The 13,363-nt window shown below is 62.9% G+C and carries 17 protein-coding genes; 3 read left to right on the forward strand and 14 right to left on the reverse strand.

Annotated elements, in window-relative coordinates; translation table 11 throughout:
• Nucleotides 1-25: 25 nt before the first annotated feature.
• Nucleotides 26-649, reverse strand: coding sequence for a ubiquinol-cytochrome c reductase iron-sulfur subunit (gene petA, locus ACH2CW_RS05750; protein ID WP_188707412.1), 624 nt, complete (start codon nt 647-649; stop codon nt 26-28).
• Between the two features lie 279 nt (nt 650-928).
• Here petA and mscL point away from each other — a divergent pair, with 279 nt between their 5' ends.
• The gene (gene mscL / locus ACH2CW_RS05755; RefSeq protein WP_395055975.1) at nt 929-1,357 is read left to right on the forward strand and encodes a large conductance mechanosensitive channel protein MscL; all 429 of its coding nucleotides are present in this window, start codon (nt 929-931) and stop codon (nt 1,355-1,357) included.
• 184 nt (nt 1,358-1,541) lie between these two features.
• Here the strand turns inward: mscL and pdxA are convergent, their stop codons facing one another.
• Entirely contained in the window at nt 1,542-2,588 is a 1,047-nt protein-coding gene (gene pdxA, locus ACH2CW_RS05760) for a 4-hydroxythreonine-4-phosphate dehydrogenase PdxA (RefSeq protein ID WP_395055977.1), read from the reverse strand.
• Nucleotides 2,589-2,807: 219 nt separating this feature from the next.
• On the opposite strand from pdxA, the gene ACH2CW_RS05765 reads away from it, so the two are divergent.
• On the forward strand, nt 2,808-4,100 hold the full coding sequence (locus tag ACH2CW_RS05765; protein ID WP_395055979.1) for a diguanylate cyclase domain-containing protein: 1,293 nt from the start codon (nt 2,808-2,810) through the stop codon (nt 4,098-4,100).
• 36 nt (nt 4,101-4,136) lie between these two features.
• Here ACH2CW_RS05765 and ACH2CW_RS05770 read toward each other — a convergent pair whose 3' ends face one another.
• Nucleotides 4,137-4,919, reverse strand: a complete 783-nt coding sequence (locus tag ACH2CW_RS05770) for a Nif3-like dinuclear metal center hexameric protein (protein WP_395055981.1) — start codon at nt 4,917-4,919, stop codon at nt 4,137-4,139.
• Nucleotides 4,916-5,839, reverse strand: a complete 924-nt coding sequence (gene cysK, locus ACH2CW_RS05775) for a cysteine synthase A (protein WP_395055983.1) — start codon at nt 5,837-5,839, stop codon at nt 4,916-4,918. The genes ACH2CW_RS05770 and cysK overlap by 4 nt, the downstream gene beginning before the upstream one ends.
• Nucleotides 5,840-5,988: 149 nt before the next feature.
• Here cysK and ACH2CW_RS05780 point away from each other — a divergent pair, with 149 nt between their 5' ends.
• On the forward strand, nt 5,989-7,149 hold the full coding sequence (locus ACH2CW_RS05780) for a S1C family serine protease (protein WP_395055985.1): 1,161 nt from the start codon (nt 5,989-5,991) through the stop codon (nt 7,147-7,149).
• Between the two features lie 73 nt (nt 7,150-7,222).
• Here ACH2CW_RS05780 and tatC read toward each other — a convergent pair whose 3' ends face one another.
• The 10 genes from tatC to hisH all read right to left on the reverse strand — a co-directional run bounded on the left by tatC (nt 7,223) and on the right by hisH (nt 13,340).
• Nucleotides 7,223-8,017: a twin-arginine translocase subunit TatC gene (gene tatC, locus ACH2CW_RS05785; RefSeq protein ID WP_395055987.1), complete on the reverse strand. Its 795-nt coding sequence runs from the start codon at nt 8,015-8,017 to the stop codon at nt 7,223-7,225.
• A 61-nt stretch (nt 8,018-8,078) separates the two neighbouring features.
• Nucleotides 8,079-8,558 carry a Sec-independent protein translocase protein TatB gene (gene tatB, locus ACH2CW_RS05790; protein WP_395055989.1) on the reverse strand — a complete coding sequence of 160 codons (480 nt, stop codon included), beginning with the start codon at nt 8,556-8,558 and terminating at the stop codon, nt 8,079-8,081.
• 85 nt (nt 8,559-8,643) lie between these two features.
• Nucleotides 8,644-8,892, reverse strand: coding sequence for a Sec-independent protein translocase subunit TatA (tatA, locus tag ACH2CW_RS05795; RefSeq protein ID WP_395055991.1), 249 nt, complete (start codon nt 8,890-8,892; stop codon nt 8,644-8,646).
• A gap of 281 nt (nt 8,893-9,173) precedes the next feature.
• A complete protein-coding gene (locus tag ACH2CW_RS05800; RefSeq protein ID WP_395055996.1) occupies nt 9,174-9,548 on the reverse strand; it encodes an HIT domain-containing protein in 375 nt (124 codons plus the stop codon).
• A 23-nt stretch (nt 9,549-9,571) separates the two neighbouring features.
• Complete coding sequence (locus tag ACH2CW_RS05805) at nt 9,572-9,943, reverse strand: DUF4870 family protein (protein WP_395055998.1); 372 nt, start codon at nt 9,941-9,943, stop codon at nt 9,572-9,574.
• Between the two features lie 31 nt (nt 9,944-9,974).
• Nucleotides 9,975-10,355 (reverse strand): phosphoribosyl-ATP diphosphatase, encoded by a 381-nt coding sequence (locus tag ACH2CW_RS05810; protein ID WP_395056000.1) that lies wholly within the window; start codon nt 10,353-10,355, stop codon nt 9,975-9,977.
• A 4-nt stretch (nt 10,356-10,359) separates the two neighbouring features.
• A complete protein-coding gene (gene hisI / locus ACH2CW_RS05815; RefSeq protein WP_395056002.1) occupies nt 10,360-10,755 on the reverse strand; it encodes a phosphoribosyl-AMP cyclohydrolase in 396 nt (131 codons plus the stop codon).
• 132 nt (nt 10,756-10,887) lie between these two features.
• Complete coding sequence (hisF, locus tag ACH2CW_RS05820; RefSeq protein WP_395056004.1) at nt 10,888-11,667, reverse strand: imidazole glycerol phosphate synthase subunit HisF; 780 nt, start codon at nt 11,665-11,667, stop codon at nt 10,888-10,890.
• A 165-nt stretch (nt 11,668-11,832) separates the two neighbouring features.
• Nucleotides 11,833-12,573, reverse strand: coding sequence for a 1-(5-phosphoribosyl)-5-[(5-phosphoribosylamino)methylideneamino]imidazole-4-carboxamide isomerase (hisA, locus tag ACH2CW_RS05825; protein WP_395056006.1), 741 nt, complete (start codon nt 12,571-12,573; stop codon nt 11,833-11,835).
• Nucleotides 12,574-12,650: 77 nt separating this feature from the next.
• Nucleotides 12,651-13,340, reverse strand: coding sequence for an imidazole glycerol phosphate synthase subunit HisH (gene hisH, locus ACH2CW_RS05830; protein ID WP_395056008.1), 690 nt, complete (start codon nt 13,338-13,340; stop codon nt 12,651-12,653).
• Nucleotides 13,341-13,363 lie beyond the last annotated feature (23 nt).

A 13,363-nucleotide genomic window follows, 5' to 3' on the forward strand; every position in this document is an offset into this window, starting at 1 on the left:
GGCGGCCGCCTGGTCCAGCAAAGCTTCAGGCTTTTTTGTCCTCACCAATCAGCAGCTTGGCATCTGACAGGTACATGTGGGGCGGCACTTCCAGGTTGTCCGGTGCAGGCTTGTTTTTATAAACGCGGCCGGCAATGTCGAAGGTTGAACCATGGCAGGGGCACAGAAAGCCGCCGGCCCAGTCGTCGGGCAGCGAAGGCTGTCCACCGATCTGGAATTTGTCGATGGGCGAGCAGCCCAGATGCGAGCAGATACCGACCGCCACAAATATCTCTGGCTTGATCGAACGGCCCTCGTTGCGCGCATATTCGGGCGTGAGGTCGCCGGGATTACGCTCCGATTTGGGGTCGGCAAGTTGTGAATCCAGCTTGGGCAAGCCGGCCAGTTGCTCGGGCGTGCGCTTGACGATCCAGACCGGCTTGCCGCGCCATTCAACGGTCAGTTTTTCGCCCGGCTTCATTGCCGAGATATCCACCTCGACGGCGGCGCCAGCGGCCTTGGCGCGCTCGGACGGCTGGAAGGTGCTGACAAAGGGCACAGCGACAGCCGCCACACCCGCGCCACCAACGGCACAAGTCGTGACGATCCAGTTTCTTTTATCTTTATCAATGGGCGCACTGAGCGGCGCCTTGAGGCTAGCTTCGGTCATGGGTGTCCTACAAGAACAGGGCTTGAAAACCTAAAAAGGAGTGCATTGGGGTCAACCCGGCATTGTAACGGAGCGCGCAATGCAATTTCAAGCCGAAAGCCGCCTTCGGCCATCCTTGTTTTGACTTGGTGCATCGTTCGCCCCGCCAGAACAAGGCACAACCCAAGTACCAAGGGGCTGGCGTGAAAGCCGGGGTAGCGAAGATAATCTGCGTGCTGGTCCCGCATCCGGCGTGGCAGTTAAAAAAGTATTCATTTGGCAACAACAAAGGAGCAAGCCATGGGCATGATGCAGGAATTCAAGGAGTTTGCGATCAAGGGCAGCGTCGTCGACCTTGCGGTCGGTGTGATCATCGGCGCGGCCTTCGGCAAAATCGTCGATTCTGTGGTTAGTGACCTGATCCTGCCGCTGGTCGGTGCAGTGATCGGCAAGATTGACTTTTCCAACCTGTTCATTGTGCTGGGCAATGTGCCGGCAGGAACCGCCACCACGCTGGATGCGCTGAAAAAAGCCGGCGTTCCGGTGTTTGCCTATGGCAATTTCATCACCGTCGCTGTCAACTTCGCCATCCTGGCTTTCATCATTTTCCTGATGATCAAGCAAATCAACCGCCTGAAAAAAGAAACCCCGGTCGCCCCGCCCGCGCCTGCGGCCACGCCCGAAGACGTGGTGCTGCTGCGGGAGATTCGCGACAGCTTGAGGAAGTAAGTTCACCCTGTCGGACGCTCGCTGCGTGTAGCGCCTTCCACCTTCCAGGGGCGGCGCCTGAGCGCCGGCAAAGCCGGACGCGCGGCCCCTTTTTGCGAAGACAGGGAGTTGCTACTGATTTAATAGCTGTTTACGCCCGTTGGAAAAGGGCTGCAGGCCTTTTTTGCACTTGATCGCGGGCGATTCAGACGGCCAGCCGGCGCGCCATGCGTACAGCGGCGATCAGGCTGGACGCGTCCGCCCTGCCCGTACCGGCAATGTCAAAGGCTGTGCCGTGGTCGGGGCTGGTTCGCACCAGGGGCAGGCCCAGGGTCACATTGACGCCCTGCTCCACGCCGAGGTATTTGACCGGGATCAGGCCCTGGTCGTGGTACATGGCCACCACCACGTCGAACTCGCCGGCCTGTCCCGCAGGCGCTCGCGCCCTCATGAACACAGTGTCAGGCGCGAAGGGGCCGCTCACGTTCAGACCCTGCGCGCGGGCCGCGGCCATCGCCGGCGCAATGATGTCAATTTCTTCGCGCCCGAACAGGCCGCCTTCGCCCGCATGCGGGTTCAGACCCGCCACCGCAATGCGCGGCGCGCCGCCCGCAGCGCCGCGCACCGTGCGGTGTGCAATCTGCAGCGTCTGCAACACCCTGTCGAAAGTCACCGCATCCAGCGCATCACGCAAGGACAGGTGAATGCTGACCAGCACGGTCTTGAGTTCGTCATTGGCCAGCATCATGCGCACCGGCATGTCGGCCACGGTTTTGCCGGCAAACGCCGCCGCTTCGGCCTGCAGCAGTTCGGTGTGGCCGGGAAAACGCGCAAAACCTGGACCAGCCAGGGCCAGCGCCTCCTTGTGAATCGGTGCGGTCACCATGGCCGCCACTTCGCCGGCCAGCGCAGCGCGGGCGGCCCAGACAATGCAGTCGGCCGCCGCCTTGCCAGCCGCGGCGCTGACCTGCCCGAAGGCAGCCAGGGCCGGCAACACACAGGTCTGCAGTACCGGAATACAGCGCGGCGGCACTGCCTGCCAACCGGCGATACCCGCAAGCTGCACCACCGGCAGCGCCAGCGCGCTGTCACCGGCGATCAACTGCGCGGCGCGGCGCAGCGTGGCCACATCGCCCGCCACCACGCAGCCGGCCAGATCGGCAGACGCATCGCGATAGGCCTTGGCAATGATTTCCGGGCCGATGCCGGCCGGATCGCCCATCGTGATGGCCAGCGGCCGGATTTTCACCATGGGAGACCCGCAGCTCCAGCGGGCAGGCACTTGGTGTTTTTCATAACTTCCCCTGACCCTTTGAACGGCCCATAATTAATTGAATGTCTGCCCGCCCCAGCCCCGCATCCACGGGACAAGGCAAAGGGCAGGCAGTCTGATGGAAGGGAGCAGCAACATGCATTCTGTCGGTATTTTCGCGCAAATGGCGCCGCCGACGGATGGGCTGCCTGCAGCGCCATGAACCCGACCGAGACCATCATCTGGAGCGCCGCCGCAGGCTCCATGAGCCTGATTGTGTTGCTGGCTGCTGCCGAGGCCGCCTACACCCGCAGCCGCCCCAGCGTGCAAAGCCTGATCTACCTCGGCATGTACTGGCTGTTTTTTGCCCTGCTTTGTGGCTTGCCGGAAATCCTGCTACCGCAGGTCAGTGCGCCCTGGATTCACATCGGGCAGGTGCTGATCGGGCCCCTGCGCAGTGCCATGGGCATTTACGGGGGCAGACAATGGCTGGGGTCCGCCAGGCGCGACCGGTTGACAGATATCAGTTTGCGGGCCATGGCCTGGTTGTGTCTGGTCAGCGGTCCCCTGTGCCTGTTGTTGCCGTCACCACAGCAACTGCCCGTGTCGGCCACACTGACCATGGTGACGGTCAGCGCCATGCTGTGGTTGACCATGCGCGCGGCCCGCCACGGCGACCGGTTGGCCTGGGGCCTGGCTTGTGCCAGCTTGCTCACATTGCCCTTGCAACTGGGTTTGTACTGGCGGGCGCTGGACCTCAGCCCCCTGTCCACAGCCAGCCAGGCCGGGGTGGCCCTGCTGGGTCTGGTCAGCATGTCCCTGATCGCCGGACTGTTATGGCTGCGCAACCACCAGAGTCGCCAGATACACCCTCGCTCCCGTTCGCGGCGCGACCCGGTCACCCAGCTCTATAGCAGCGCGGTCACGGTACGGAAAATCGTGCGTGCCCAGCGCCGTCTGGCGCGCACCCGGCGCGACGGGGCGCTGATGGCGGTGCAACTGTTCGACCCCGAGCGGCTGCTGGCCCAGGTCGGCCACTACGGCCTCAACGAAATTTACAGCCAGCTTGCGCGGCGCATGCAGCGTCACACCGGCGTGGTGAATCCGGCAGGGCGCTACTACGACCGCTGCTTCATCGTGCTGATCGAAACCCTGCACTCGCCGCGCTGGATTCGCACCATGGGGCTGCGCGTGGCCTCCAGCCTGCGCAAGCCGCTGGAAGTCACGGCCCTCAATGGCGAGCGCATCAAGCTCAGCGCCGACATTGGCGTCGGCCTGGTGCATCTGTCCGGCGCGGGCAAAGACGTGGACGAACTCCTGCATGAAGTGCAAGGCGTGGCTGCGGCCGCGCGTGCCATGCGTTCGCGCGCCGCGCTGCTTGACGACATCAGCCACCTGGCGGTGCCGGTGGAAAACGCCGAGCTTGGCACCAGCTGGCGCGCCATGCGCACCGCCCGCTCGCACCCGGCACGTGCGCTGCAACCGCCGCGGCAGCGCCGTACCGCCGTCTGATCGCGTGCCCGCCCCGGCGCCGGGCTCAGGCCACATTCAGGCCGGGTTGTCGATGTCGATGAACTCGTGGGCCAGGCCGAACTGCGCCGCCACATGCGCCGCCACCGCCGGCGCGCCGTAGCGCTCGGACGCATGATGGCCGCAGGCGATGAAAACCACGCCCATCTCGCGCGCATAGTGCGCCTGCGGCTCGGAGATCTCGCCGGTGATGAAGGCGTCCGCCCCGGCGGCAATCGCGTCCTCGAAGTAGCCCTGCGCGCCGCCGCTGCACCACGCTATGTTTTTAATAGCTGTTTGCGCCCGTCCGACAAGGGTTACGGGTCGATTTAATGCATTTTTGACGTGTTCGGCGAGTTGTTCGGCGCTGTCAAAGCCGCCGGCCCCGCCGCTGCGCGCGCCCAGGAACCCCAGCTTGTTGTCCCCGAAATAACGCTCGGCCTTCAGTCCGAGCTGCACGCCCAGTTGCGCGTTGTTGCCGAGCTCGGGGTGCGCGTCAAGCGGCAAGTGATAGGCGTAGAGGTTGATGTCATGCGCCAGCAGTAGCGCCAGCCGCTGCTTCATCCAGCCGGTCACACGGCCGTCCTGGCCGCGCCAGAACAGGCCGTGGTGCACAAAAATCGCATCGGCCTGCGCAGCGACGGCGGCCTCGATCAGCGCGAGGCTGGCGGTAACGCCTGAGACGATCTTGCGCACTTCGGCCTTGCCCTCGACCTGCAGCCCATTGGGGCCGTAGTCCTTGAAAGCCTCGGGCTGCAACAGCTGGTCGAAGGCGCTCAGCAACAAGGCGCGCGGTGCAACCACCGCGTCCTGAACGGTCACGGTAAAAAGCCTTCGACCGACAGGTACCTCTCGCCGGTGTCGTAGTTGAACCCCAACACTGTGCTGCCTGCGGGAATCTCGGGCAGCTTCCGGGCAATCGCCGCCAGCGTCGCGCCTGAGGAGATACCCACCAGCAGGCCCTCTTCGGCGGCGCAGCGGCGCGCATAGTCCTTGGCAGCGTCGCCCTCGACCGGGATCACACCGTCAAGCAAGGCCGTCCGCAGGTTGGCCGGGATAAAGCCCGCGCCTATGCCCTGAATCGGATGCGGCGAAGGTTTGCCGCCGCTGATGACGGGTGAGGCCGCGGGCTCCACCGCAAACACTTTGGTCGCCGGGAATTTGGCTTTGAGCACCTGCGCCACGCCGCTCAGGTGGCCGCCGGTGCCAACACCGGTGATGAGATAGTCCACGCCTTGGGGAAAGTCGGCAAGAATCTCCTGCGCAGTGGTGCGCACATGGATCTCGATGTTGGCGGGGTTGTCGAACTGCTGCGGCATCCAGCCGCCGGGTGTGTTGGCGAGCAGTTCTTTGGCATGCGCAATGGCGCCGTTCATGCCTTTTTCACGCGGCGTCAGCTCGAAGCTGGCGCCGTAGGCCAGCATCAGGCGGCGGCGTTCTATGCTCATGCTGTCGGGCATGACCAGCACCAGCTTGTAACCCTTGACGGCAGCCACCATCGCCAGGCCGACGCCGGTGTTGCCCGAAGTCGGCTCAATGATGGTGCCGCCGGGCTGCAGCGCGCCGGACTGCTCGGCGGCCTCGACCATGGCGAGAGCGATGCGGTCCTTGATCGAGCCGCCGGGATTGCTGCGCTCGGACTTCACATAAATCTGGTGGGTCTGGCTGGCCGGCCCGAACAGGCGGTTGATGCGAATGTGCGGGGTGTTGCCGATGGTGGCGAGAACGCTGGGGGCTTTCATGGCAAATCCTTGAGGTTGTCCTGCAAATTATGGCCGTTCCCATCTGCAAGGCCGATGGAAAGACCCGTAAATTGGGCGAAAATTGCGACTGTGCCTTGCCATCACGCCTGAACTCCCAGGCCTCTGGCGCTTTATCTCCTGGACCTACCATGCGCAAATCCTGGCTTCTCTTTTCACAAACCGTCACGGTTCTGCTGGCCGCCTACTTTGTGGTCGCCACGCTGCAACCGCAATGGGTCAACCGGCAAGCGCTGGGAAATGGCATTTCTGTCATTGAAGCACCTGCAGGCGCGGGCGGCAGCGTGGCACCGGCCGGCAGTTTTGCCGCTGCGGCCAAGGCCGCTTCGGCCGCAGTCGTCAGCATCAACACCAGCAAGGCAGCGGCGCGCCACCCCAACATGGACGACCCCTGGTTCAAGTTTTTTTTCGGCGACCAGGGTGGTCGCAATGAGCCACAGGTCGGCCTGGGCAGTGGCGTCATCGTCAGCCCGAATGGCTACATCCTGACCAACAACCATGTGGTCGAAGGCGCAGACGACATCGAGGTCATCCTCAACGACACCCGCAGGGCCAAGGCCAAGATCATTGGCACCGACCCCGAAACCGACCTGGCCATCCTGAAAATCGAACTCGACAAACTGCCCATCATCGTGCTGGGCAGCTCCGACACCGCCCAGGTCGGCGACCCGGTGCTGGCCATCGGCAACCCCTTCGGCGTCGGCCAGACCGTGACCAGCGGCATCGTCAGCGCGCTGGGCCGCAACCAGCTCGGCATCAACACCTTCGAGAACTTCATCCAGACCGATGCGGCCATCAACCCCGGCAACTCCGGCGGCGCGCTGGTCGACACGCAGGGCCGGCTGCTGGGCATCAACACCGCGATTTATTCACGCTCCGGCGGCTCCATGGGCATCGGTTTTGCCATTCCGGTGTCCACCGGCAAACAGGTGCTGGAGAGCATTCTGAAAGACGGCCAGGTCACGCGCGGATGGATCGGGGTGGAACCACAAGACCTGAGCCCGGAACTGGCCGAAACCTTCGGCCTCAAACCGGATGCACTGAACGGCGGCGGCGTGATCATCACCGGCGTGTTGCAAAACGGCCCGGCCGCGCAAGCCGGCATCATGCCCGGCGACGTGATTCTGAACGTCGCCGGCCAACCGGTGCGCACTGTGTCCGAACTGCTGACCGCTGTGGCCGCGCTCAAGCCCGGCGTTTCCGCACCAGTGGGCCTGCTGCGCAAGGACAAGAAAAACGAAGTAAAGGTGGTGCCGGGCACCCGGCAACGACCGCAGGTTCGCCGGCCCTGAGCATATTTGCTCTATTTTTTATAGCTGCTGACGCCCACTGGGTATGGGCTGGAGCCATATTTCGCTCTGAATTTCAGGGCTTGGCGGCTTCGGCGTCGTCATCGGGCGCCTGGGTGTGTTTGATGAAAATCTGCGCTGCCCAGATGCCGACCTCGTACAGGATACACATCGGAATCGCCAGCGCCAGTTGCGACACCACGTCGGGCGGGGTGACGATGGCGGCCACCACAAAGGCCAGCACGATGAAATAGCCGCGAAAGTTTTTGAGCTTTTCGATGCTGACGATGTTCATGCGCGCGAGCACCACCACCGCAATCGGCACCTCAAACGCCATGCCAAACGCCAGAAACATGCTCAGCACAAAACCGAGGTAGGCCTCGATGTCGGGCGCGGCCACAATCGATTTGGGCGCAAAACTCTGGATGAACTTGAACACCTGGCCGAAAACAAAGAAGTAGCAAAACGCCACGCCGACAAAAAACAGCAGCGTGCTGGACACCACCAGCGGCATCACGAGCTTTTTCTCGTGGGTGTAGAGGCCGGGCGCCACAAAAGCCCAGACCTGGTACAGCACCACCGGCAGGGCCAGCATGAAAGCGGCCATCAGCAAAATCTTGAGCGGCACCAGAAACGGGGAAATGACCGAGGTGGCGATCAGCGATGCGCCTGCCGGCAGGGTGGCCACCAGCGGCGCGGCCAACAGGTCAAACAACACGGCAGGGCCGGGCCAGATGGCCAGCAGGCCGGCGGCGACACCGATGGCGATGACGACCCGTATCATCCGGTCGCGCAGCTCCATCAGGTGCTGCACAAAAGGCTGCTCGGTGCCCGCGAGTTCGTCGGGCTTGTCGGTGGTGGGATCGCTCATGAAGGTGTTTGCGCTGAAAAAGAGGCGCCGGGCTGCGCGTGAATAGCGGTTAAGGGAAAGTTCAGCCGTTTCGACCGGAGGACGTGCTGGGACGGGGACGATAACGCGCCACACGGGCCGCACCCGACAAGGCCTTGGTACGCACGCCGGAACGGGCCTTGTACCACTGCGGCGTGGCACCGGCCTTGAGCCGCCAGTTTTTCTTCGGGTGTTTGTATTCGGGCAGTGTGATCATGCCCGGCAGCTCGTCGCTGGAAGCGGTGCCGGTGGTTTCAGCCCAGGATTTTTCAAAGTCGCTGGCATTGGTCTGGATGGAGTTTTCAACGTCGCGCGCCGCGCCCTCCATCGACTCCTTCATTTTCTTGAGCTCGTCAAGTTCCATCGAGCGGCTGACCTCCTGCTTGACGTCGGACACATAACGCTGTGCCTTGCCCAACAACATGCCGACGGTGCGCGCGAGACGCGGCAGCTTTTCAGGGCCGATCACGATCAGCGCCACTGCGCCAATCAGCGCAATTTTGGACAGGCCAATGTCAATCATGCGGGCTCAGCAGGCGAGTGCAAGACGAGCCAAGGCTCGGGCAGCAACGCAGCACACGCAGTGGCAAGCGTGGGAGCGAACATTCTCAAGACTTTTGCTTGGCTTCCACGTCGATCGTGGTTTTGTCGGCGGTCTGCGCATGGCTGACCTGACCGGCAGGTGCCGCAGCAGCGGTTTTTTCTTCGTCGGTCTTGCCGCCCTCTTTCATGCCGTCCTTGAAGCCCTTGACGGCGCCACCGAGATCGCCACCCATGTTTCTGAGTTTTTTGGTGCCGAACACCATCACAACGATCAACAGCACAACCAGCCAGTGCCAAATGGAAAATGAGCCCATGTTTCTCTCCTAAACTTTAATTGCAATGTTGCACAAGGTTAGAGCCATTCTAAAGGCCTTGCGTCCTGCTGCGCCCGAATAGCCCTGCATAAACCGGATTGCTTTATCTGGGGGCGATGCCAGCGCTGCAAGTGGGGATTTACCCTGCGAAGAGGCGGTATTCTCTTCCGGTCCAGCAGGGGCCGCGGGTCCGGCTCTGCAGGCCCGCAGGCGCAGCGGCCCCTTTTTTCAGTGCAAGGGGCAGGGAGCTGCCGCAGGCTCGAAGCGAGCAACCGTGGGGGTCAACCCTTGATCCAGGGCCTGGGGCCGCCCATCACATGGATGTGCAAATGATGCACTTCCTGGCCGCCCTCAGCGCCGGTGTTGGTGACGATGCGAAATCCACCTTCAGGGTAGGGCTTGCAGCCTTTTTCAAGGGCCAAGCGGGGCGCCAGCGCCATCATGCGGCCGAGCAGCGCCTCGTGCGCCGGCCCGACCTGCGCCATTGATGCGATGTGCGCCTTCGGAATCATCAAAAAATGCACCGGCGCCCACGGGTTGATGTCGTCAAAGACAAAGATGTCATCGTCTTCATAGACCTTTCGGCTGGGGATTTTTCCAGTGGCGATCTTGCAGAAAATACAGTTGTCGTCGTGGGCGTGGCTGGGCTGGCTCATGGTGGGTTGAGGTCGAAAGTGGCTCAAAGTCCAGGGTGGAAGGTGGCCGGGCGCTGGCTGTTGAAACGCATCCAGCCGCGGATGCAGCGGTACAGGTACCAGAGCCAGACGATGCCGTAGGCAATGGCGCCGGGCAGCACCAACAACAGCCACAGCGGCGACAGCAGCACCAGCCACATCAGCGTCCACCAGAAGGTCTGGATCATGTAGTTGTGGTGGTCGATGTAGAGCACATCCGACTCCTCGCCACGGCGCACGTAGTTGACGATCAACGCGACCACCGCGAAAATGCCGCCGCTGAACCAGGCCAGCGTGTGCAAACCGTACAACACATGCATGACGATGCGGTCGTTCGGACTTTTGGTGTCGAACTCAGCCAGATTGGTTTCGCTCATGGTCTCTCCTTCTTGCCGGTGGGAACGGGTGTTATTTCTCAGCGTCTTCTCGTAGCTGCGCCTTGCGCAGCGCTTTTTCCTCGATGCCGCTGGTGCCCTCGCGGCGCTCCAGCTCGGCAATCACGTCGGCTGGCGACAGGCCGTAGTGGGCCAGCGCAATCAGGCTGTGAAACCACAGATCCGCAACCTCACCGATCAGTTTGGCATGCAGCTCAGGGGTCGCGCCACCGTGGTCGATGTCTTTGGCGGCCATCACGGTTTCGGTGGCTTCCTCGCCGATTTTTTTCAGGAAGGCATCGGGGCCCTTGTGCAGCAGGCGCGCGACGTAGCTGGTCTCGGGGTCGCCTCCCTGGGCCGGTTTTCGGCTTTCGATGGTACGCGCCAGGCGCTGCAGGGAGTCATTGGAGGTCATGGTTTTACTTGTAGATGTGGGTCGGGTCTTTCAAGACCGGCTCGGTCACCACCCACTGGCCGTCTTTGTAAAGACTGAAAAAGCAGCTGTGGCGGCCGGTGTGGCAGGCGATGCCCGGTTCGTGGCCGAGCTGCGTCACTCTCAAAAGTATCACGTCGTTGTCGCAGTCCAGACGGATCTCGTGCACTGTCTGCAAATGGCCCGACTCCTCGCCCTTGTGCCAGAGCCGCCCCCGCGAGCGGCTGTAATACACGGCCTGGCCGAGTTCGGCGGTTTTCTGCAGCGCCGCGCGGTTCATCCAGGCGAACATCAGCACGTCGCCGCTGAAGGCTTCCTGGGCGATGACCGGGATCAGGCCCTTGTCGTCCCATTGGATCTCGTCCAGCCAATTTTGAGTCATATCCCAATTGTCATGGATTTGCAGGCCTCCGCGATCTCCCAGACCAGGATATCGCGGGACCGGCTCCGCCGGACCGCAGATATCGCCCCAGCAGGGGGGAAGGCGCTACACGCAGTGAGCGTCCGACGGGGGTTACAACCTTACCGGTATGCCGCGCGCCGCCATGTGGGCCTTGGCCTGCTGCACCGTGTATTCGCCGTAATGAAAAATGCTGGCGGCCAGCACCGCATCGGCGCCACCGATCTGGATGCCGTCGGCCAGGTGCTCCAGGTTGCCGACACCGCCCGAAGCGATCACCGGCACACTGACCGCGTCGCTGACAGCGCGGGTCAGCGCCAGGTCGAAACCGGCCTTGGTGCCGTCGCGGTCCATGCTGGTCAGCAAAATCTCGCCGGCGCCGCGCTGCGCCATCTCGCTGGCCCAGGCCACCGCGTCCAGCCCGGTGTTCTTGCGCCCGCCGTGGCTGTACACGTCCCATCCCGGCCCGCGCGTCAGGGCTTCTTCATCGGAACGGCGCTTGGCGTCGATGGCCACCACGATACACTGCGCACCGTATTTGGCCGAGGCGTCTTCAATCACCTGAGGATTGGCCAGCGCGGCCGAATTAAAACTGGTTTTGTCGGCGCCGGCATTGAGCAGGCGCCGCACGTCTTCCACCGTGCGCACACCCCCTCCCACCGTCAGCGGAATGAAAACCTGGGAAGCCACCGCCTCGATGATGTGCAGGATCAGGTCGCGCCCGTCGCTGGTGGCGGTGATGTCCAGAAAGGTCAGCTCGTCGGCGCCCTGCTCGTTGTAACGCGCGGCAATCTCGACCGGATCGCCAGCGTCGCGCAGCTCGACAAAGTTGACGCCCTTGACCACGCGGCCGCCGGTCACATCGAGGCAGGGAATGATTCTTTTCGCGAGCATGGTTCAGGTGACAGGTAGGGGACTGTAGAGGTTGCCAGAAATTCGATCATCGGGATGCAGGGCGAGGCGCACGGCGCGCAGGAACAGGAGTGCACTTCGGTGCATGAGGATTCCGAGCACCGCGCAACGAAGCCATGCGCCCGAGAATCGGATATATAGGGGCCTCTAGCCGTTGAGTTCGTCGGCTCTGGCTTGCGCCGCTGCGAAATCGAGGTCACCGCTGTAAATCGAGCGGCCACAGATCACACCCTCGACGCCTTCGTCCTCGACCGCACACAGCGCATCAATGTCGGCCATGTTGGACAACCCGCCGGACGCAATCACTGGAATCGTCAGCGCCTGGGCCAGCTTGACGGTGGCCTCGATGTTGATGCCGGTGAGCATGCCGTCGCGGCCGATGTCGGTGTAGATGATGCCCTCGACGCCGTAGTCCTGAAATTTCTTGCCGAGGTCGATCACCTCGTGACCGGTCATCTTGCTCCAGCCGTCGGTGGCGACCTTGCCGTCCTTGGCATCGAGGCCAACGATGATGTGACCGCCGAACGCGGTACAGGCGTCCTGCAAAAAGCCGGGATTTTTCACCGCTGCCGTGCCGATGATGACGTAACGCAGACCCGAGTCGAGGTAACGCTCGATGGTGTCCAGGTCACGGATGCCGCCGCCGAGCTGCACGTCGATCTCACTGCCGACTTCAGCCAGGATCTTGCGGATCGCGGCCTCGTTTTTTGGCTTGCCGGCAAAGGCCCCGTTCAGGTCCACCAGATGCAGGCGGCGCGCGCCCTTGTCGACCCAGCTGCGCGCCATGGCCGCCGGGTCTTCGCTGAAGATGGTGGACTGGTCCATGTCGCCCTGTTTGAGGCGAACGCAGTGGCCGTCTTTCAAGTCAATCGCGGGGATGAGTAACATGGGCAGTGGGGCTGGCGGTGGATGGAGAGGGGGAAGCGATGGGCGAAAAAAAGTGTGCAGCAGCAGGCGTGGAGACGTCAGGGGTTCCAGTGCAGAAAGTTGCGGTACAGGGCCAGGCCGTGGTCTGCGCTTTTTTCGGGGTGAAATTGAGTGGCAAAAATATTATCGCGCGCCAGTGCTGCCGTAAAGCGGCCGCCGTAGTCGGCAAAACCCGCAGTGTGGCGCGTATCCGACGGCCTGGCGTGGAAGCTGTGGACGAAATAGAAGTAAGCGCCGTCGGGCACGCCATCCCACACCGGGTGCGGCGTTGCGCCATCGGCAGCCGCCTGGTCAACCTGGTTCCAGCCCATTTGCGGCACCTTGAAACGGCTGCCGTCGGGCTGGGTACGGCCAGCCAGGTCGAACTTCAGGACCTCGCCGGGAATCAGGTCCAGGCCGGCAGTGCCCACGCCGCCATCACCGGGCTGGCCTTCCTGGCTGTGGGTGAGCAGCATCTGCATGCCGACGCAGACCCCGAACAGCGGCTTGTTTGCGGCCGCATGCAAAACGGCCGGCAACATGCCAGAGTCGGCCAACTCGCGCATGCAGTCGGCAATCGCACCCTGCCCCGGCAGCACCACACGCCCGGCTTTCATGACATCCTCGGCCCGCGAGGTGACGATGACTTCGACGCCACTGCCTTTGGCCACATGCTGGACCGCCTGCGATACCGAGCGCAGGTTGCCCATGCCGTAATCGACCACGGCGACTGAGTTGGGTTGTGCCATCAAAACAGGGTTGCTACGAAATT

Origin of the sequence: Polaromonas sp. (genome assembly GCF_043778355.1) — a bacterium.
Lineage (GTDB): Bacteria > Pseudomonadota > Gammaproteobacteria > Burkholderiales > Burkholderiaceae_C > Polaromonas.

What these genes read in the sequence shown, in the direction of transcription:
- petA (WP_188707412.1), bottom strand. Translation starts at nt 649, where the DNA reads ATGACCGAAGCTAGCCTCAAGGCGCCGCTCAGTGCGCCCATTGATAAA.
- mscL (WP_395055975.1), top strand. Translation starts at nt 929, where the DNA reads ATGGGCATGATGCAGGAATTCAAGGAGTTTGCGATCAAGGGCAGCGTC.
- pdxA (WP_395055977.1), bottom strand. Translation starts at nt 2,588, where the DNA reads ATGGTGAAAATCCGGCCGCTGGCCATCACGATGGGCGATCCGGCCGGC.
- ACH2CW_RS05765 (WP_395055979.1), top strand. Translation starts at nt 2,808, where the DNA reads ATGAACCCGACCGAGACCATCATCTGGAGCGCCGCCGCAGGCTCCATG.
- cysK (WP_395055983.1), bottom strand. Translation starts at nt 5,839, where the DNA reads ATGAAAGCCCCCAGCGTTCTCGCCACCATCGGCAACACCCCGCACATT.
- ACH2CW_RS05780 (WP_395055985.1), top strand. Translation starts at nt 5,989, where the DNA reads ATGCGCAAATCCTGGCTTCTCTTTTCACAAACCGTCACGGTTCTGCTG.
- tatC (WP_395055987.1), bottom strand. Translation starts at nt 8,017, where the DNA reads ATGAGCGATCCCACCACCGACAAGCCCGACGAACTCGCGGGCACCGAG.
- tatB (WP_395055989.1), bottom strand. Translation starts at nt 8,558, where the DNA reads ATGATTGACATTGGCCTGTCCAAAATTGCGCTGATTGGCGCAGTGGCG.
- tatA (WP_395055991.1), bottom strand. Translation starts at nt 8,892, where the DNA reads ATGGGCTCATTTTCCATTTGGCACTGGCTGGTTGTGCTGTTGATCGTT.
- ACH2CW_RS05800 (WP_395055996.1), bottom strand. Translation starts at nt 9,548, where the DNA reads ATGAGCCAGCCCAGCCACGCCCACGACGACAACTGTATTTTCTGCAAG.
- ACH2CW_RS05805 (WP_395055998.1), bottom strand. Translation starts at nt 9,943, where the DNA reads ATGAGCGAAACCAATCTGGCTGAGTTCGACACCAAAAGTCCGAACGAC.
- ACH2CW_RS05810 (WP_395056000.1), bottom strand. Translation starts at nt 10,355, where the DNA reads ATGACCTCCAATGACTCCCTGCAGCGCCTGGCGCGTACCATCGAAAGC.
- hisI (WP_395056002.1), bottom strand. Translation starts at nt 10,755, where the DNA reads ATGACTCAAAATTGGCTGGACGAGATCCAATGGGACGACAAGGGCCTG.
- hisF (WP_395056004.1), bottom strand. Translation starts at nt 11,667, where the DNA reads ATGCTCGCGAAAAGAATCATTCCCTGCCTCGATGTGACCGGCGGCCGC.
- hisA (WP_395056006.1), bottom strand. Translation starts at nt 12,573, where the DNA reads ATGTTACTCATCCCCGCGATTGACTTGAAAGACGGCCACTGCGTTCGC.
- hisH (WP_395056008.1), bottom strand. Translation starts at nt 13,340, where the DNA reads ATGGCACAACCCAACTCAGTCGCCGTGGTCGATTACGGCATGGGCAAC.